This is a genomic window from Flavobacterium difficile (assembly GCF_011392115.1).
Taxonomy (GTDB): Bacteria; Bacteroidota; Bacteroidia; order Flavobacteriales; family Flavobacteriaceae; genus Flavobacterium; species Flavobacterium difficile.
In genome coordinates this window covers 17,359-37,370 of record NZ_JAAJBT010000001.1, presented here as the reverse complement: position 1 = coordinate 37,370, position 20,012 = coordinate 17,359, and the positions used below count along the sequence as shown (strand labels likewise).

The window sequence follows — 20,012 nt, the reverse complement described above, 5'->3', positions numbered from 1 at the left end:
TTTATTTTAAACTATAAAATCCCTTTTCGGCTGTAGCATGAAAAGGGATTTTTTCTTGCTTACAAGTTGCTTTCCAAAGTTTGATATCGCTTTTATAATTAGATCCGTCTGCAATTATTTGTTTCGGATGTAAGGTAGAAATTAATCGTTCTAAATTAATTTTTGGCGATTGAGCTAACACTATAATTTCTGGCTTTTGTTTCGGATTATAAACCCCTAAACTATCAATACAAAGAATTTTTCTTTTAAAAGCATAAACATTTTTTATCGAATCAACGCGATACTTTTGAATAAACTTTCCACGTGTATAAGCGGTAATAATGGGTTGAGATTTTTCTAAATTATTTGTGTAAAAAACAGCAAAGTTATTTCTAGTTTCTACAAATAAATTGTTTTTCATCACATTAAAAACTACAAATTCATCATTGCTTTTTTCAGTAATATTCAAAAAGAAATAACCCATTTGAAACATAATAATCGCAATCAAAATTGGTATCATAAATTTAATTTTTGGATGGTATACAAAATAAATGACACAAGCCATAATGAGATATAAAAGCGCAACTAAAATTTCATGAAAAGCAATGTTTCGGATAATAAAAGCATCAAACTGAACTATCCAAGTTGTAAATGCATTCATCCAATCTATGAATGCATTTAATAAAACAGCCAAATAAGTTGCTGCTTCTGGAATTATAAAGTTTAAGGGCAGCATTATCAATCCTAAAACTAAAATCACACTAGATAGTGGAATCGCAATTAAATTGGCCAACAAAAACAATAAAGGAAATTGTCCAAAATAATACAAAGTTAAGGGTAAAACACCTATTTGAGCTACAAATGAAATTAGTAACAACGCTTTTGTTTCTCTCACTATATAATATTTCGAATAACTAAATTTTCTAACGAAGGGTTGAAAAATAACGATACTTAAAACTGCTGCAAAACTCAATTGAAAACCAACATCAAACAAATAATTGGGATTATATAACAACAAAATTAGTGCGGATAACGCTAGTGAATTATAGATATTAGATTGACGATTTAAAATTTTAGCAAAAGCTATTACTGAAAACATTACGGCTGCTCGAACTATAGAAGCTGAAAATCCGGCTAAAACAGCATAAAACCACAACACACTTAATGAAATAAAAAATATATAAACTTTCCCTTTTTGTAAGCGTTGTAAGGGTTTGGTTAACCAAAGTACAATACCATAAATTAAAGCAATATGTAAACCTGAAATCGCCAAAATATGAATAATTCCAGCTTCTGTATAACTGGAACTAATTTCTTTGGATAATTCGGTTTTTTCTCCGAAAAGCAAGGCCATCAATAAGTTGTAATTGTCTTTTTTGAAACTTTCAATTGGATAACTTTTTAATAATTTCGATTTAATAAAATTAATATAATGATAAAAATTATTCGCAACAGAAACCTCTAATGTCTTGCTTGTTTTGAGTTTTAATTCGTAAAAAATATTCTGATTTTGTAAATATTTCGAATAATCAAATTGATGTGGATTGAACGAATTTTGCAGTAAAGTTGGCGTTTCAAATACCTTAATTTTATTACCAACCTCTATATGCTTTTTACTCTTTTTTGGCACATAAAATATGAATGTTCCTTGGCAGTTTTGATGGTCAACCGATGTAGTTTTTACTATATATTTATTGTAATAAACAGTCGATTTTAATTTTTCTGTAACAATCCCTTGAACTATATTTTTATCCGAAAGGAAAGTAGAAAAATGATTTTTAGAATTAATTTCTTTATGCAAATAAGCTGAAAAAACACCTAAAAAAACACTAACCAAAATCACAAAAACTTCAAAAAAAAGGCTTTGTACTTTTTTCTTAGTATTTAAGAAATAGAAAATGGAACATCCTAAACTACTACTAAAAATTAAAATTAGAATAGCAAAAAGAGAAACATCGTAAAAATGCTGAGTTAAAATACCAATTATTAATCCCGCTAAAACAGGAACAATTGGAAGCTTAATAAACTTCATGTGGATTTATTCAAGTATCCTGTTGACACCAACAAAAGTTCTGGCATAATAACTTTCTGCCGTTGATGAGTAAATTACACCGCTACTGGTTGATGAATGAATAAACTTTATAATTCCGTCATTATTTTCGGTAACAATACCAACATGACTAACGCCACCACCGCTAGTATTGAAGAAAATTAAATCGCCTGCTTTGGCTTCTTTTTTTAGAATTCTTTTTCCACTTCTTGCCATTTCATGAGAACTTCTTGGCAACTCAATATCAAACTGACTCATCGTGTAATTTACAAATCCAGAACAATCAAAACCAGCAGGAGTAGATCCTCCACCACGATAAGGTGAACCTAAATTTTCGGCTGCAACATTTAATATTTGTTGTTTAATATAATCGGAAACTTCAAAAGTGGGTGTGAAATCTTGTGGAGTTTCTTCTTCTACCACAACTTTAATTTTGGCTTTTTCCACACTATCATTATAAGCTATTTTTTTAGCTTTTTCGATAGCTTTTAATTCTTTTTTAGTCGGTTTTGGTGGTTTATTCAATTCTGGTTTTTCAGTAAATGAATACGTTCCCGTTTTTTGAGCTACTTGTTTAGAAGTTACAATTGTAGGTTTTTGAACTGTTTTACAACTGTATAAGAAAATTGTGAGTGCGAATATGTAAATAGAATTTCTCATGGTTTTGATTTTTTTTATGGCAGCTAATTTACTAATTTATTTTTTTATGGCTTTGATGATATAATCGGCAGTGGTGGCACTAGCGCCTACTCCACCGAGTTTTTGTTCTAAAATTTCATATTGAGACAACATCTCTTGTCTGTGTTTTCCAGTAATAATTTTATTTAATTCTAGCTCTAAGTTTTTAGTTTGTAACTCCGATTGAATTAATTCTTTGACTACTTCTTGATCCATGATCAGATTAACCAAAGATATAAATTTTAAAGTAATTATCCGTTTGGCAATTTCATAAGAAATTCTGTTGGCTTTGTAACATACAATTTGTGGTACTTTAAACAAGGTGGTTTCTAATGTAGCCGTTCCAGAAGTAACTAAAGCGGCGTGAGAAACGCTTAACAAATCGTAGGTTTTATTACTTACAAAATTGACATTTTCTGTAGTTAAAAATTGCTGATAAAATTCATAATCCTGACTTGGAGCGCCAGCAATTACAAATTGATATTCGGAAAATGTATCGACTACAGAAAGCATAATAGAAAGCATTTTTTCAATTTCTTGTTTTCTGCTTCCTGGCAATAAAGCTATAATAGGTTTTTGCGATAATTTATGTTCTGAAGTAAATTTTTCAAAAGTTGTTTTTTCTCTGTTCGAAATGGCATCAATTAATGGATGACCTACAAATTCAACAGGAAAATTATGTTTTTTCTCGTAGAAATCTTTTTCGAAAGGTAAAATCACATACATTTTATCTACATCGCGTTTGATATCTTTGATGCGATTTTCTTTCCAAGCCCAAATTTGAGGCGAAATATAATATTGATTTTGAATACCTAGTTTCTTAGCCCATTTCGCAATTCGCATATTGAAGCCTGGGTAATCGATATAAATAATAGTATCAGGTTGAAACTGCAAAATATCTTTCTTACAAAACGAAATATTCCCTAAAATGGTTCGTAAATTCATAATTACCTCAGCAAAACCCATAAAAGCTAAATCGCGGTAATGTTTCACTAAAGTGCCGCCTACATTTTGCATTAAATCGCCACCCCAAAAACGAATTTCTGCGGTTGGATCTTTTGCTAAAATAGCCTTCATTAAGTTAGAACCGTGTAAGTCTCCAGATGCTTCACCAGCTATGATGTAATATTTCATTTGTAGTTTTTATTCAAAAAATTAATTCAATGATTCAATAATTTTTTGAATCTGAGATTGTAGTATTGGTAAATCATAAACGGCAGTTTCCCAAATGGTATCTAATTGTAATCCAAAGTATTCATGAGTAATAAAATTTCTCATTCCTTTTAATTCTTTCCAAGAAACTTCTGAATGTTTTTCCTTAATTTCGTTTGAAACATGATTGGAAGCCTGTCCAATAATTTCAAAATTTCTAATTAAAGCGTCTTGTTCAATCCATTCCTTTTCAAAATTTTCTAAAGAATTTAATTTCGATACAAGATATTGAATTTTATTTATACTTTCTAAAATATGTTCTAACCTAAAAACATCTTTATTGTCCATAAATTAAATTTAATTCGTTTAAAATTTTTGACTTTAATTTTGGATTAAGATATTTTTCAGAAACTAAATCAACTTTTTTATTTAGTTTCTTTTCTAATTCTTCTTTTAACGCGATAAGAGAAAAAAGTCTAATTGTTGTATTAAATTCATATAAAACATCAATATCACTGGATTCATTATTTTCATTACGTGCAAAGGAACCAAATATTCCAATTTTTTTTGGATTATATGGCTTTAGCGTTTCAATTATAATATTTCTTTGTTCCGTTGATATCATACAAATACAAAAATAAATAAAAAATCTATTCTTTCGTGAAATTAAATTTTTTCTGACCTTGTTTTAAAACAAAACTATTTTTGGAGAATTCCATTTCAATTCCACCAGCTTGAAAATAAAAAAGGTCTTCACTTGCATAAGTCATTGGAAATTCTGGTTGCCCGGTTGCTTGACCATATAATGCGCCACTTTTTTCGAAAATTTTAACTTTCAAAGGAATATCTTTTGAAGCATAAGTTCCTACATAATCTTTAATTTTCTCCGGATTTAAGGTTTCAAAAACCGGAAAACGATAAGGTGATTTGTAGTAAATACTCAAAATACCCAACATAATATCATTTTGACTATAATTTACACCGTTTGAAATTAATGAAATCGTCATGTCGTCTTGCTGGTAATATCCCATAGTAGCTTCAAAACCTTCAATTCTTCCGTTATGTCCAAAAAACTTTCTTTCACCAAAAGGAAAACGAATTAACGCCATTCCGTATGTATCTTTTAAAGTTTTCATCAATTCCACTGATGCAGGTGAAAGCAACTTTCCTTTTAATAGCTCACGAATAAATTTGGTTAAATCTTCTGGTGTAGAAATAATTCCGCCTGAAGAAAAAGCAATATCATTGTTCCATTCGTCCACTTTGTCCCAATATTCTCCATTAAAAGTATACGAATAACTTTCTCTTTTTGTCACATCCGTTTTTTCAGTGGTATAATACGTGTTTTTTAAATATAATTTTCCTGTAATTCTATTTTTTAAATTTTCTGCATAGGTTTTTTTGGTTACTTTTTCGATAATTTCACCTAAAATAAAATAGTTAGAATTGCTGTATTCATGTTTAGAATCGGGTTCGAAAGTAGACGTGTAACTTTCAATTTTCTTCATAATTAGCGCTCTCATGTTGGGCTTATCTAAAACATCTGTTAAAGTCGCATCTGCATTTGCATAGTCTTTAATTCCGGTTCTTTGATACAGTAATTGTTCGATGGTGATTTTCTCGGCATTGTCAATTTTAGGAAAAAAACGATTTAATTTTGTTGTTAGCAGAATTTTTTTCTCTTCTACCAACTGCATAATCATAGTCGCTGTAAAAGTTTTTGTTATAGAACCAATTTTATACTTTGTACCAACTGTAGCTCGAATACCTTTTGTGGCTTCAGAATAACCATAAGCTTGTTTAAAAACTACTTCATCACCCTGCATGATACAAAGCGAACCCATAAACTTATCATATTCATTCAAATGCGTTAAAAGACTATCAATTCGACCTAAACTTGCCGTTAACTCTTGGGCAAAAGTACTTAGTGAAAGCAATAAAAATAAAATAGAAAGCTGTTTTTTCATAATTTTTATGTTTTGTAATTTGTGTGTGAATTTTTTAAAATGTTACACTTCTTTTAAACGATTTTTTTTATAAAATAGTATGATTTACATTAGAAAATTTCGATGATTCACGCTTTAGTAATTTGATAAATATAGTTCATTTCAAAATTACTTTTTTTATTAAAAATAAGTTGAAAGTTTACATGATTCTTTGCTGCTATTTGAATAATTTTTTCAATTTCACAATCTTGAGACAGAATCATAAAACAAAAATTATTCTGGTTTAGGAAACTTGGTAATTGTTGAAATAAATTTTCAAAATACTCAAAGTTTTCGCCACAAAACCAAGCTTGTTCTTTAATATTTTTTGCTTTTTTGGGATAATAAGGCGGATTTATAATGATGTAATCAAAAGTATTATTTTCTAATTTTTCAAACAAATCGGAGGAAACAACGTTTACATTTAACTTGTTTTTCGTTGCATTTAATTTAAGATAGTTTAATGCTGTTTCATTAATATCAGTGGCGGTTACATTGGCTCCTTTTTGGGCTGCAAGTAAAGAAATGATGCCACTACCACAACCTAATTCTAATAACGTTTTAGTTTTTAAATTGATGGGTTTTATAAAATCTAACAGTATTTTAGTGCTTATTGTTAAATGTGGCGGAAATACATCGGGATGTACTTTAATACAAATGTTGTCATAACAATAAGTTCTTGGTTTAGAATAGAATAATTTTAAACCATATTTTAAAAAAGGATGCGTTATTTTTTTTATAAAATTTCTCATCATTCCGAATAAAAACCTTCTATTTCAGGTTGACGGTATTTCCATAATTTATGTAAAGCTTTGATTTCGTATGGAAAATGATAAATGCCTGTATTATATCTTAAACTAGAAACTGTTTTTAAAATAGTTTTTTTATATCCTGCAATTCTGAAATCGGAAACGGTTGGATAATAGCCATTTAAAACCGTTTCGAAATTTTTAATCGTATCAATCATATAGGGTTTTAACCAAGGCGTTAAGGGATTTTTTCTCAGGTCGAAATTTTCCCAACTTGGAGAAATCCAATCTTCTAATTGTTCTGGAAACGAAAACCCGGCAGCTAAAATTTGTTGGTACAAATCGGAGCCTTCAGTTGGAACTGGACTAAACAAGTAAATAATAATTTCTGCATTCGGATTAATTTGTTTGATTTCTTTAATAAAATTAATATCCCACAAAATTTGATCGTATACTTCTTTTTCAGTTGGCGCAGGCATTCCCAAAACAAAAGACAATTCCGGAATTATATCTGCATTTTTCATTCGCAACACAAAATCTTTAATCATTTGTCCAGTTTGTGTACCGCCTTTATTCATTTGTTTTAAAACGACATCATTACCGGTTTCTGCTCCAAGAAAAATCATTTTACAACCCGCTTTTCGCATCAGTTTTAAGTCCTCATCAGAATACATGTTAATGGTATCAATTCGTCCTTCACCCCAATAACTAATGTTATCATTTACTATTAATTCCGAAAACTCTAACACTCTTTTTTTGGAGGTGAAAAAATTATTGTCATGAAATTCTATAGCATCAATGTTATATTTTTCTTTGAAATATTTTACATCTTCATAAATTCGAGACGCCGACATGCCTTTCCACTTCGCATTATAAATAGGCACAACAGCACAAAACGAACAAGAAAACGGGCAACCCATACTGGAATGATACGATAAGGTTTGGTTTCCCATGAAGGTTTTAGCCAGATACTTCCTAACCGAATAAAAAGTATCTAAATACTCATATGGAAATTTTGGAAGTGTATCCTGATCTAATAAGGCTTCAACCGCAGTTTTTATAATTTCGCCATTTTCATTTTTATAGATTAAATTTTTTATAGAAGCAATTTTTTCTAAATTATCACTTTCGATCGCAGTGATTAATTCGGGAAAAGTGTTATCGCCCGGTCCATTAATTACATAATCTACATAACCAGAATTTAGAGAAACTTGATATTGATTAGAAGCAAAATAACCACCCCAAATAGTTGTAACATCAGGAAATTGTTCTTTGATTTTTTTGGTAAACGGAATCGCTTGACGTAATTGTGGGCCAGGCATAACGGTAGAGCCAAAATATTTAAATTCACCAGTATTAAGATAATTTTTAATGGTTTGCCAAGGATTTTCTTCTAAATTTCCATCTACAAAAACATAGTCATATTTACCATGAATAGATGCTCCAACTTGTAAAATAGAATTGGGAATTCGGTGCTTACTGTTGGCACTTTTTGGGTTGAATAGGATGATTTTGTTAGTGGGCATTAGTTTATTTTTTGAAATAGAAAATTGGGATTTGAATCGATTAATTTGAAATCTTTATTTTTTTGAATTTCCTTAATAAATTTCGCGCTTCCAAAAGTCATGTTTTTAGCTGAATCATCTATTAAGACATAGCCGTTAACCATTAATCTTGAAGCAACATTTTCAAAATCTTTTTTGGTTTGTTCATAAGAATGATCACCATCTATATAAGCAAAAGCAATTCTTTCGTTAATTTTAAAATCTCTATCAAATACATCCGTAAAAACTTCATTATGTTGCCATTTATCAAAAAAAAGATCAGATGTTAAATGACAAGTATGTGGTAAATTTTTAGCATGTAAAAATAAAGTTGATGTGATAAAAGCGTTTTTAATGTATTGCGTATAAGCAGTTCTACTAATATCGATTCTGCCGTCAATATAAGTATCCTTATTTCCTAAATGATCGTGATATCCTTCGTAAACCCAAGCATCACATCCCATAAATGGATTCCCTTTTTTGTGTTTTTTTAATAAATGTATAATTAAATTTGTAGAAAGGCCACCATAACATCCTATTTCTAGAACAATTCCTTCGTTAGGCATGTTTTGAATGGCGTAATCCAGTAAGAAAATATTTCCTTCGTGCAACATGCCTTCGCCAATCACTGAACAACGTAGTCTTGAAATAAAATCATCTTGTTTTATTTTTTGGACCGATTTAGACCACCACTTTTTAAACATTTTTAGACCTTTTATAAATAAAAAACAAATATACCCATTGTGCAATACAAACCGACAAAACCATTCCTAATATTTTAAATATTGGAAGCAACAGCCACATAAAAAAAAGCGTTACTAAAAACAGCATAAAACAAGAATACATTATAGTTTTTTCCTTATTTTGTTTATAAAGGCGTGTGACTTCTACCGTATAAAAAAAAGTGGGCAAACAAGAAAGAGCGGCAAAAAAGTAAATTAAAAAAGAAAACTTTATATGCATAAAAAATACGAGTATACACCAAATTACTAGACTAAAAAAAGCTACAATTGGCAAGGCTAACCAACTTATTTTTCTTTGTATTTTATTAGTAGAAACATCCGACATACGGAATAAATGAGTAGTTATTGGTAAAATTAAATACGCAGGTAAAGCTTGTAGCATTAGAAAACTCGACATAAGAATCTGATATTCTGAAATTTCTTTTTTTGTGAAAAAAATACTCACCACATAAATATCACATTTAGACGCCAACCATCCACTAAAACCAATTAAAAAGTAGGGAAAAGTTTTGATTAAATTTCGTAATGAAAAACTCAAAAAAACAGGTTGACACGAAAGTCTAACACATGTTACTACCAAAATAATTTTCACTAAATAACTTGCTGAAAACAGATAAAAAATGGTCGTTAAATTAAATTCAGGAAATAAATAAAAACCAGTAAAAAGTGACACAATTCCTGCAAGTTCAATAAAAAAATGAAGTTGTAACTTTTGTTTAAAAATAAGTAGTGTTTCAAAACTTGTAGACACAAAAAGCAACAATAAAGTAAGTAATGCCGAACAAGCTAATGGAACAGGCAATAAGAAAAACAACACCAAACTGGGCAATAATAAAAAGGCTCTTTCAAAAAGATTAGAATAAAAAACACTTAAATAATTGGATACGTTTTTGCTTAACTCTTTAATTAAATAGTGTTGACCCGACCACTTTGCCACAAACGCGATAAAATAAATCCAAATCGAAATAGAAATGAATTCGCCCCAATTTTCTTTACCATAAAATTTAATCCCTATAAATAGTGTCAAAAAATTTAAAAGTGGCACAGAAACCATTTTTAGCAAACTGAAAAATAATTGCAAATACCTATTCATTATATACTTTTAGATAATTTTCAACTGTCTTTTCTATCAAAAATGGATTATCACAATTAGTTGCAAACGATGAAATTAATCCTTTTTTACAAGCCAAAATCATTTCTTCAATTGTTTCTGCAATAAACCAATTTTCCGAAGGAAACGCACAACCCACATTTTTAGAGACAATAAGAGTTTTACTTTCTAATGCCTCCGGAAATATCATACCGAAACTTTCAAAATGACTGGTATGCAAAAGTACTTTAGCTTTTGAAATGTATTCTAAAGTTTTTATATAGGATAATTTCCCGGTTAATGTTATAGCATTTTCCAGTTGTAATTGCTTAATTTTTTTCTGAAGTTTTTCTTTATCCTTTCCATCGCCAAGTAAAACTACTTTTAGTGGCAATGTTTTATGTATTTCAAAAATAATATCGATAAAAAGTTCATAATTTTTTACTGGTATTAAAGAACCTACACCAATTATATCAATGGTTTTTTGTGTTGACGGTAAAAACTTAGTTTTGGTAATTCCCCAAGGAATAATTTTGGGTTGAAATGAATCGTTTCCTAGAAGGTATTGTTTTTGAAACGTACTCAAACAAATCAGATTCATGTTTTGTAAAGGAAGCAATTTTAAATAGAAATTTTTTTTCTTTACATCTTGTCCCATGAGAGTGCAAATGTGTTTTATTCTGAATCTGTTTGAAAATAAATTCCCTACAAAAGCACATTCACCCAACCAAAAACTATGAATTATGGAAATGGGTTGTTTTTTATTTAGTTTCTTTAATGACTGAAAAGCGGAATTCCAAATTAGAATCTTTTTCCATTTTTTATTTTTACCATTTAAAGGAATGACATTACAATTATGCCAATCGTAACTGGATTTTGTAAATGGAAATTGAAACGCAATTATTGTAATTTTTAATTCGGGTTGCTCTTTTTTTAAAGCAAAAATATATTCTTGTAGTGCAGGAATAGTAGTCGTGTCTTGTTCATTTTGAGCAAAACCAGGTGTTAAAAAAACGATATGTTTAAGTGTATTTTTCAAATTAAAAAGTATCTAAATCGGCATAATTAAATTCTACATCATTTAAATTAATGGTGTCAAATGGTAAATAACCAATTAGCCAAGAAGGTTTTCCTTTTTCTAACTTTGAAAGAAATTGAAACTCTTTAGAATCCTCTAAAACCTGAAATAATATTTCATTTACACCTAAAAAAAAGGCGATTTTTTTTAATTTGCTAATGGCTTTTTTGAAATTTTCATCCGTATCACATGTAAAAAAACCAACATGTAAAACAGCATCTATTTTAATCCAAAAGCTACAAGAATTCAATTGAATAAAATAATGCGAATTAAAACCATTTTTATATTTAATAAAATCTTTATTGTAGGCTTGTTTTAACTTTTTTGATGAACTGTCAGTTTCCTTACTATTTAAATATTTCTTCAAATAAACAGCACAAAACTTAGTATAAATTCTTTCTAAATTTAATTTCTGAATTACTTTAGCTAATGGAATTGTATGAATATAAAAATGAAACCTTTTCATATTTTTATGTTCTAACCAACCTAGCTTTTTTGTACTAAAATAAGTATTTTCACTATGATAAGCATACACAAACTTAATGCCTTCAGCTTTCATTAACTCATAGGATTTCATAGCTAAATTATAATGTAATCCTTTGCCTTGAAAATTCTTTAATGTAAATGAATCACAAGCATGTGCCACTAAAATTGACTTTGAATTTGAGGTGAATTGTTGCGGAATTGTTCCGTAAAAAGCTACCGGTTGATTATTGTGATAGGCCAAATAACAAATGTATTTACTTCCTAAAAAAGACGTGTTGTATTTGTTTTTTAAATAGGTAATTGATTTTTTCTTGTTAAAAACAGTCAGAAACAAAAATTGAACATCTTCAAATAAATGGTCTTCTAATCTTTTGTAAGTAAATTGTAAATCGTCCATATCAAACATATTTTCCTTTTAACAAATACAGTATTTGCATTTCAAAACCAACATACGGATTCATTACAAATCTACTTTTTAATGCTGCAATTCTTTGATCCTTTTCAGAGTTGTAGTCAACTAAAAGTACTCTTTTAAAACCAATATTTCGACAATAATTAACTAATTCTAAGTTATAACTACCAAAAGGAAAAGCGAACTCTACAATAGATTTTGAACCAATAGTCTCTAAAATTTCTTTCCCTTTTAAAATTTCAAATTTGGCTTCTTCAAAAGGAATCATAGTCAAATTTGCATGTGTATAACTATGTGATCCAATTGTAAAAAGTTTATTTTTGGCGATTAAATTGATTTGAGTATCATTCATTAATTGCCAATAATCTTCTAATGGTTTTTTTTGAATTTTTTCCCATTCTTCTTCGAAGATAGTAAATATAGATTTTAGTTCATCAAAAGTTAATTTTTTGCACCTGTTTTTTAAGGAAACACCATTAAAAACAAACTCTTTTTTTTTGTTTTTAACATAAAGATTATTTTCAAAAATTATTTCATTTTTTGAGGTATAAAAAGAAACTAAATCTAAAAAATCGGGCCATAAATAATTCGCCTTATTTTGAATTGTAGTAATGAAAAAAGTAGCAGGTACTTCATATTTTTCTAAAATTGGCACTGCATATTTGTAATTGTTCAAATATCCGTCATCAAAAGTAATCGCAATATTTAGAGTGTTTGGCTTAAATTTTTTAGCATAAAAATCCTCTAATGAAATAACATTATAATTAGCTACTACATATTGAATAAACTTTTCAAAAAATTGAACAGAATGGAACCGACTATTGTATTTAGTTTCTCCAGTTTCATCAATGCCATGGAAAACTATAATTCGTTCGCCAAAACGGTTTTTAAGCAACCTATTTGCAAAACCTAATTGGAACAAAAAAGTATGTACGTATAAATAAAATCTGTATTTAATTTTGATCCAAATCATTATTTTAATGCGCTAATTTTATACAAACTCCAATTTTTATCAGATGTTTTTAATTTAACAAGTACACACTTTTTTTGAATATTTTCCCAATTAATTAATGGATTTTTTCCTTTCCATTGTTTTTCTAATTGCTTTTCATTTATCAAAACTAAAGCATCCTTTTCAAATTTGATATATTTATCTGAGAATAAGTTTTTATAATTAAACTGCAATCCTCGCCCTTTCATTGCAACATCAATGTCAAATACATATAACGTTTTGTTTTGATACGGTTTCATCACGTTTACTATTGCTTTTTCTAACAGATTTCTATCATAGTATTGTTTACCAACATAAATAGCAAGTGTAATTTGAATTAAAAATAGTATAGAAAAAACAATATTTTGTTTTTTAAGTTTTAAAATTATTTTCTGCAAATACGGATAAATAAAAAGTAGTAGTAATGGAAAAGACTGAATTAAAAATCGTTTGTTTTGAAAAGGAATTCCTCCTAAAAACAAAGCATATAATACTATTGCAATTAGTAATATCTTTTGGTATTTAGTAAGGATAAATCTTCTTTTTTTCAAATAGTATATGATAAGTGGTATTCCGAAGACAAAAAATGCTGGATGAACTATTTGAAAAAAAACATAAATTAAATTGATACAATTATTAGAATTTTCCCCATCAACTGTAATAAAATGACTTTTAAATAAATTTAAAAAATCCCATGAGGTAAGCCAATTATGAGATAAAAAATTTAAACTATTTTGAGACTTCACTAAAACATGTGGTAAAGAGAGTGCGATGATTAAAGGAATTGAATAAGCTACTAATTTAAAATGCTTTCTTGCTATAAGTTGAAATAAAACTATAAGACATATTGGAAACAAAATAACTGCAACTGCATATCTGGTAAGTATAGCTATTAAACAAAATGCAACTCCGAATAAAAACGAACTTTTTTTGGAGTAAGATAAATAAGAAAAAAAATAATAAATGGAAACAAGTAGCAAAGCACAGGTTAACATGTCTGACATTACCAAAAAACTATGGATTAGTATAATTGGCGACATACAAAAGAACAAAAATGTGATATATTGATTTGTTTTTTCTTTATAAATTAATTCGATAATTTTATTCAGGTATAGAAAAGATACTAATAATGAAAAGCATGAAATAAGTTGTAAAGCCAAAGCGGAATTTCCAATAATAAATGATAGAAAACTACCAAAAAGCGGATAGTAAACGCCCCAAAAATAATCACCTGGTGATTTTCCAGTTTTAAAATAATACTTTAAAGCTTCTGTGTAACGCAAATACTCATAGGCATCTTGTCCGTATAAACCATCGAATTGGAGTCCAAAATAACAAATAATCCAAAAAAATATTAGAATAAAATATAGGATGTGTTTTTTTGTCATAATTTGTAATTAAACTTCATTAATTCGTGTGCTATTTTAACTTTTTTACTTTTATTTTTTTCAATTTATATTGAAGCACAACATTTTAGTAAATATAATTGACTTCTTTATTGCTTTTTTCTCTAATATTTCCAGAAACTGGTAGGCTTTTTATCGGAGCCAAATGTTCAATTTCGTTCCTGTAATACAATTCACCTAAAAAATCAAATTCGTGATGTTGATGTGTTGTATAGTTTTTCAATTTAGTTTGTACTTGTTTTTCAGTCATATTCCATTCCAAAGCTAATCTTTTAGCTGATGGTTCCATAAAACTAGTGTATAAAATTTCTGTAAATGTATGCTCTTGAGTTTGTTGGTAATCAATATAATTTAAGACGTCAATGAATTCTTTTTTATCCTTTTGGTTTGCTTCTCGATAGGTATCAAATGTTTCTTGTAATTTCATGTAAGGAAGAAATCCTTTTATATTTTTTTGATCGTTATACATGGGTTGAATATTCGATTCATGACACCACATACATTTGGCTGGTTTCCCTGCTTCTGTATGTTTACTATCTGCTGCCATTTTCCTTTTCCCATTTGCATCAAAAATACCAAATCGAAGTTGTCCATTTTTAAGAAGTTCTATAGTTTCAAATTCATAAATTTTACCTGTAACTGAATCAATTTCCTGAGAAAAAAACAATTGATTAAATCTTTTTTGTGCTGAAAATTGTATGATGCGATGCACTTTAGAAACACTTGAATTGTTAATATATCCTTTCTCAGGAAGTAACGTATAATTTTTAGTGATTTCATCAAGTGTTTTTGGTGTTCCGATTAAAGCATAATAATGTTCGGATGAACCTAGTAATAAAGCTACATATCGACCAACATCTATACTCTTATTCAATTTGTATTCTTCAGATTCTTTTACTTTTTGGTGAATTTTTCGAAGTGCTTTTTCTGCATTTTTACTAAAACCCATTTTGGAAATTTCTATTGTAAAAAAATCCTTTTCTTTTTTTATATTATTTGAATTTAAAACACTAGCTCCAACTTGTGACAAAGCCCATTTTAAACCAATTTCAACACTTTGAATAGTTTCATCTGGATAAGACTTGTTCCATTTTAGCAGAATGCTTTCTTCTATTATATTTTCCTTGTTTTTAGAACAAGAAAAACATAATATTAGTAAAAAAAAGAGTGGTATTATTTTTTTCATAATGATTTAAAAAAAGGCAACATACAACTTAATACGAAAGATTTACTTTTTTGAAATATCGCTTTTTTATATTTTTTTTGCTTCCAATTTCTGGAAAACTCTACTTCATTTACCACTTTACTAACGGCGTATTTATAAAATTTTCTCGAATACGTTCTTTCAAAATCTATTTCCCTATCGGTTGATGTTTGCCATTCGGGTTGAACCGTAATTTTATCTTCAATTTCGTTGTATAAACTTGTACCTTTTATTGGATAGGCAATTGTAATCGTATATAAAGTAGGTTGAGCTTCTTTTAGATAAGTAATTGTTTTGTTTATATCTTCTATTGTTTCTTCTGGATAGCCCACCATTACAAAAGTTCCTGTTTCAATTCCGATTGCATTCGTATCCTGAATCATCTTTTTAACATGGTTAATATCTACGCGTCGGTCCATCAAATCAATGATTTTTTGAGAACCACTTTCGGCACCAATCCAAATTCTGAAACAACCCATTTCTTTTAAAAGTTGTAATATTTCATCGTTCAAGCGTTCGGCTCTTGTGATGCATTCGAAAGGAATAATAGCCTTTTGCTTGATAACTTCCGAATGAAATTCGGTTAACCATTTATGACTCACGGTAAACACATCATCCACAAACCACAACGCATCAGGATGATATTTTTCTTTAAGAAGTTTCATTTCTTCCACCACCAAATGAGCAGGTCTTCTTCTGTAACTTTGTCCATAAACCGCAGTACTACACCATTTACAAGTATAAGGACAACCACGTTGTGTAGAAATCGTCATAGAACTTTTTCCGTGATTGTTTTTCCAAGTATCTAAATACTTTTGCATGGAAATTGCCTCACGATTGGGTAAAGGCAATTGGTCTAATTCTTTAAATTTTGTTCGGGCTTGAGTTTGAATTACTTGATTGTTTTCTAAAAAAGCAATGCCGTTGATTTGATGAATATCTGAATTATTAATTATAGCTTGATACAATTCAAATGTCGTTTCTTCTCCTTCACCTATAACTAAAAAATCAGCACCAGCTTTTAAATAATTTTCTACATTATACGTTACATCTGGTCCACCTAAAACTATTTTTGGAAAATGATAGGATTCAGATTTTAAAATTTTCATCAACTTAATCACCTCAATTTTGGTCATTAAATTGGTATAAATGCAAATAACTTTAGGCTTATTTTCAAGAATAAAATCAAGTTGTTCGGTTAAACTAGAAAAAGTACTATCAAAAACAGTATTACTTATATTTTTACTTTTCAAATAACCAGAAACATATAACAAACCCAATGGTGGATAAGGTTTCATTATCTTTTGCTCCTTAGGATCATCGGACAAATAATAAGCATGTGTGAATAGAATACTCATTTTTTTTGTAAAGTTATGATATAATGATCGGCATATTTTGAAAGAAATGACCACTCTTTAATGCCCTTTTCCAAAAAACGCAACCCTTTTAAAAGTATTTTTTTGTTTGTAAAAAAAGGCTCTAAATACGATGGTGGAATAAAAAAACCAATCGGCTTGATGGCTACAATTTCAAAATATACTTTAGCTAAAAGTACAACATCTTTTGGATTATAATAGTATGTGGCTACTTTTTCACCCTCAACATTAGCGAAAACCACTTCTTTCTTTCTTCTGAAAGCATTTTTAAAATCGAATTTTAACAAAAAATATAACGATTCCCAAAGCGTATTTTTGGGCATAATTACCAAACTAATTTTCCCTTTATCTGTAAATACATTAGTTGCTGCAGCAAAAAAGAGTCCTAACTCAGATTTCGTCAAACAATTTAATCCGCCAAAATTTGAAAATATCATATCAAATTTTTCTGATTCTTTCGAAATTTTATTGATGTCAAGAACTTTAAAAGTAAGATTTTCTACATTTGATTTTGATTGGGCGACTTCAATCATTTTTTCAGAAATATCCGTTGCTGTAACTTGGAAATTCTGCATGGCCAACCAAATCGCATCTTCACCAGTTCCGCAATTAATTTCTAAAATTTTCTTTGTGTTTTTTAGTTGTTTTTGAAGTTGATTATAAACTAAGTGACGCTGCATTTTTCCTATTTCAGAAAAGGTGAAATGGGAATCGTAATTTGGAGCCGCTTGGTCGAAATCAGCTTTCATGTTGTACTTTTTTCAATACCATTTTATCTATAAAACTACTTGGAATGTAATAGCCTAATTTTAATATTGATACTATTTTCCCTTTTGTAAAAGAGAAATTCCTAAGGTTTTCAAGGCCTTGACTTATTCTGAATTCTTTATGCACAAAACGTTGTAACTTTCTGTAATACTTTGAGTTATACGTCCCTTGAAACATCATGTCAAAATCGTCAGAATCGGTCCAATTTGACTTTAATAGCAAGTCGTCTTTTACTTTTTCATAAAACTTGGTACCTGGCAAAGGATAAGAAACAGAAATACCAATGTTGTGTGGTTTCAATTCTTTAACCATGGCAATTGTTTTTTGAATATCTTCCTGATTTTCATCTAAATATCCAAATTGCAAAAAGAAAGCTACTTTAATTTTTTTTGATTTTAACAATCGAGTCGCTTCATAAATTTCTTCCACTTTAGTGCCTTTATCCATAGCATCTAAAATTTTTTGTGACGCACTTTCAGCACCCACCCAAACTTCTTCTAAACCCGATTCTGCCAAAGCTTCAATGGTATCTTCTTTTAATAACAAATCGACTCGACTTTGAATAAAGAAGCTAATTGTTATATTTTTTTCTTTTAAAACGGCATTAAATTCTTGTACCCAATTGGGTTTTAAACCAAAAATATCGTCGCACATCCAAAAACGAGACACCCCAAATTTTTCCTTCAGAAATGCAATCAGATTGACTATATAGGTTGGTGAATGGGCATTGTATCGGTTTCCGTAAATTGGTTTGGCACACCAATTGCATTTATACGGACAACCGCGTGTAGTAGCAATATTTAAAGTGAAAGGTTGTTTACTTTGTTTCCAGATTGTTTTGTAACTTTCGATGTTTACTAAATCCCAAGCTGGAAGTGGTAATTCATCTAAATTTTGTAAAACAGCTCGGCTTGGATTTTGAATAATTTCTCCATCTTTTTTATAGACAATTCCGAGAATGTTATCAGTTGTATTTTCGTTCTCAATAGTAGCGATTAATTCTAATAATGTAATTTCACCTTCACCTCGAATGACAAAATCCGCACCTTTTTCTAAATATTTCTCAAAATGATCTGATGCATCTGAACTGCAAACTACAATTTGACAACCGTATTTTTTTCCAAGTTGAATCATTTCAAAACAGGCTTCACGCATGTTGGTCAAGCACATTTTGGTTAGATAATTAAAACCATCATCATAAATAATAAGATATTTAGGTTTCGTTTTAACTAAAAGAGTTTCAATTTCAAAAGGATTATCACGTAAATTCGTATCAAACAAATCAACTTCAAATCCATTTTCACGAAGTAAAGAAGCAGCATATAACGTTCCCAATGGTGGGAAAGGCATTTTGTTTTTCCACTGTTTAGGGTCTAATTTATAATAATACGAATGTGAAAATAAAACCTTAGACATTTTCTTTGGGTAAAATAATGTTGAAATTAGTTGCAACTTCTTCAATTTTGGCATTTAAAGCTTCAATTACTTTTCTCTGAAAGTTGGATGGATGGTGTTTAGATATGTTTTGCGTTGATTTTAGTGCAATATTAAAATCATCCGCATTTAAAAATTCGAATTTAGACTTCCATTTATTTAGGGTAATTTTTTTGAAAACACCATCAATATAAAAACCTATTTTGTTATTCAAAATACTTTCTATACAAGTTGGAAATACCGCTTTTTTTATATTTGGAACCGTTTTTAAATTTACTTCAAATTTTGAAAAATAACTTTCAATCCATTTATTTGAGCGATAAAATTCTTCAAAAACAACTTTTCCTTGCATTGGAATTAGCGTTTTTAATTCGGTAGCGGTAAATCTGTTTTTTTCTTCAAGCTCTAATTGTTGCGTTGAAATAAAATAATTAACACAAAAATACTTTCTAGAATTCAATAAAAAAATCTTTTTGTATAGCATTAATAACGTTCTACAAATCCATAATTTGTTTGGTGTTGTAATCACAAAAAAATCGATATCACTTTCATTATCATAATAACCTTTAGACAGTGAACCAGAAACACCTACTGCTTTTACATAAGGAAATTGAAAAATAAATTTCGCTTTTTTTTCTGCAATTTTTAGAGCTTTTTGAGCATTTAAATTGCCTTTTAATCGTTTCGTAACACTTTCTAAATCGTTGGCATACACATAAAAATCATCTACTTTTCTAAGAATTTTATCCAGGATTAAGTTTTCTAATTCTTGGTTAGTTTCCACAATATTTTTATGATTCGTATAACTATGAATTTCTTCGAGCGTTAACGGATACCTAAAAATAGAAAAGTATAAAATGGTTTTTAAAGATTCCAAATTCAATGTT

The 20,012-nt window shown here is 29.0% G+C and carries 19 protein-coding genes; all 19 read right to left on the bottom strand.

Going from position 1 to position 20,012, the window contains the following annotated elements; genetic code table 11:
* Nucleotide 1: 1 nt before the first annotated feature.
* The 19 genes from G4D72_RS00135 to G4D72_RS00045 all read right to left on the bottom strand — a co-directional run bounded on the left by G4D72_RS00135 (nucleotide 2) and on the right by G4D72_RS00045 (nucleotide 20,002).
* Entirely contained in the window at nucleotides 2–2,011 is a 2,010-nt protein-coding gene (locus G4D72_RS00135; RefSeq protein ID WP_166075548.1) for a ComEC/Rec2 family competence protein, read from the bottom strand.
* Between the two features lie 6 nt (nucleotides 2,012–2,017).
* The gene (locus G4D72_RS00130) at nucleotides 2,018–2,689 is read right to left on the bottom strand and encodes a C40 family peptidase (protein WP_166075547.1); all 672 of its coding nucleotides are present in this window, start codon (nucleotides 2,687–2,689) and stop codon (nucleotides 2,018–2,020) included.
* A gap of 36 nt (nucleotides 2,690–2,725) precedes the next feature.
* The gene (gene lpxB, locus G4D72_RS00125) at nucleotides 2,726–3,841 is read right to left on the bottom strand and encodes a lipid-A-disaccharide synthase (protein WP_166075546.1); all 1,116 of its coding nucleotides are present in this window, start codon (nucleotides 3,839–3,841) and stop codon (nucleotides 2,726–2,728) included.
* 21 nt (nucleotides 3,842–3,862) lie between these two features.
* Nucleotides 3,863–4,207 (bottom strand): HepT-like ribonuclease domain-containing protein, encoded by a 345-nt coding sequence (locus G4D72_RS00120; protein WP_166075545.1) that lies wholly within the window; start codon nucleotides 4,205–4,207, stop codon nucleotides 3,863–3,865.
* Nucleotides 4,197–4,484: a nucleotidyltransferase family protein gene (locus tag G4D72_RS00115; protein WP_166075544.1), complete on the bottom strand. Its 288-nt coding sequence runs from the start codon at nucleotides 4,482–4,484 to the stop codon at nucleotides 4,197–4,199. The genes G4D72_RS00120 and G4D72_RS00115 overlap by 11 nt, the downstream gene beginning before the upstream one ends.
* A gap of 25 nt (nucleotides 4,485–4,509) precedes the next feature.
* Nucleotides 4,510–5,826 carry a serine hydrolase domain-containing protein gene (locus G4D72_RS00110; RefSeq protein ID WP_166075543.1) on the bottom strand — a complete coding sequence of 439 codons (1,317 nt, stop codon included), beginning with the start codon at nucleotides 5,824–5,826 and terminating at the stop codon, nucleotides 4,510–4,512.
* A 107-nt stretch (nucleotides 5,827–5,933) separates the two neighbouring features.
* Nucleotides 5,934–6,596, bottom strand: a complete 663-nt coding sequence (locus G4D72_RS00105; RefSeq protein ID WP_235922413.1) for a methyltransferase — start codon at nucleotides 6,594–6,596, stop codon at nucleotides 5,934–5,936.
* Entirely contained in the window at nucleotides 6,596–8,119 is a 1,524-nt protein-coding gene (locus G4D72_RS00100; RefSeq protein ID WP_166075541.1) for a B12-binding domain-containing radical SAM protein, read from the bottom strand. The genes G4D72_RS00105 and G4D72_RS00100 overlap by 1 nt, the downstream gene beginning before the upstream one ends.
* Entirely contained in the window at nucleotides 8,119–8,841 is a 723-nt protein-coding gene (locus G4D72_RS00095) for a class I SAM-dependent methyltransferase (protein ID WP_166075540.1), read from the bottom strand. The genes G4D72_RS00100 and G4D72_RS00095 overlap by 1 nt, the downstream gene beginning before the upstream one ends.
* Complete coding sequence (locus G4D72_RS00090) at nucleotides 8,834–9,907, bottom strand: polysaccharide biosynthesis protein (protein WP_166075539.1); 1,074 nt, start codon at nucleotides 9,905–9,907, stop codon at nucleotides 8,834–8,836. Before G4D72_RS00090 ends, G4D72_RS00095 begins: the two co-directional genes overlap by 8 nt.
* A 58-nt stretch (nucleotides 9,908–9,965) precedes the next feature.
* Entirely contained in the window at nucleotides 9,966–11,009 is a 1,044-nt protein-coding gene (locus G4D72_RS00085; protein WP_166075538.1) for a glycosyltransferase, read from the bottom strand.
* 1 nt (nucleotide 11,010) lies between these two features.
* Nucleotides 11,011–11,931 (bottom strand): GNAT family N-acetyltransferase, encoded by a 921-nt coding sequence (locus tag G4D72_RS00080; RefSeq protein ID WP_166075537.1) that lies wholly within the window; start codon nucleotides 11,929–11,931, stop codon nucleotides 11,011–11,013.
* Nucleotide 11,932: 1 nt separating this feature from the next.
* Nucleotides 11,933–12,919 carry a polysaccharide deacetylase family protein gene (locus tag G4D72_RS00075; RefSeq protein ID WP_166075536.1) on the bottom strand — a complete coding sequence of 329 codons (987 nt, stop codon included), beginning with the start codon at nucleotides 12,917–12,919 and terminating at the stop codon, nucleotides 11,933–11,935.
* Nucleotides 12,919–14,325 (bottom strand): ArnT family glycosyltransferase, encoded by a 1,407-nt coding sequence (locus G4D72_RS00070; RefSeq protein ID WP_166075535.1) that lies wholly within the window; start codon nucleotides 14,323–14,325, stop codon nucleotides 12,919–12,921. The genes G4D72_RS00075 and G4D72_RS00070 overlap by 1 nt, the downstream gene beginning before the upstream one ends.
* A gap of 85 nt (nucleotides 14,326–14,410) precedes the next feature.
* Complete coding sequence (locus G4D72_RS00065; RefSeq protein ID WP_166075534.1) at nucleotides 14,411–15,529, bottom strand: hypothetical protein; 1,119 nt, start codon at nucleotides 15,527–15,529, stop codon at nucleotides 14,411–14,413.
* Nucleotides 15,526–16,905: a B12-binding domain-containing radical SAM protein gene (locus G4D72_RS00060; RefSeq protein ID WP_166075533.1), complete on the bottom strand. Its 1,380-nt coding sequence runs from the start codon at nucleotides 16,903–16,905 to the stop codon at nucleotides 15,526–15,528. The genes G4D72_RS00065 and G4D72_RS00060 overlap by 4 nt, the downstream gene beginning before the upstream one ends.
* Entirely contained in the window at nucleotides 16,902–17,672 is a 771-nt protein-coding gene (locus tag G4D72_RS00055; protein ID WP_166075532.1) for a class I SAM-dependent methyltransferase, read from the bottom strand. The genes G4D72_RS00060 and G4D72_RS00055 overlap by 4 nt, the downstream gene beginning before the upstream one ends.
* Nucleotides 17,662–19,107: a B12-binding domain-containing radical SAM protein gene (locus tag G4D72_RS00050; protein ID WP_166075531.1), complete on the bottom strand. Its 1,446-nt coding sequence runs from the start codon at nucleotides 19,105–19,107 to the stop codon at nucleotides 17,662–17,664. Before G4D72_RS00050 ends, G4D72_RS00055 begins: the two co-directional genes overlap by 11 nt.
* Nucleotides 19,100–20,002 (bottom strand): nucleotidyltransferase domain-containing protein, encoded by a 903-nt coding sequence (locus tag G4D72_RS00045; RefSeq protein ID WP_166075530.1) that lies wholly within the window; start codon nucleotides 20,000–20,002, stop codon nucleotides 19,100–19,102. Before G4D72_RS00045 ends, G4D72_RS00050 begins: the two co-directional genes overlap by 8 nt.
* Nucleotides 20,003–20,012 lie beyond the last annotated feature (10 nt).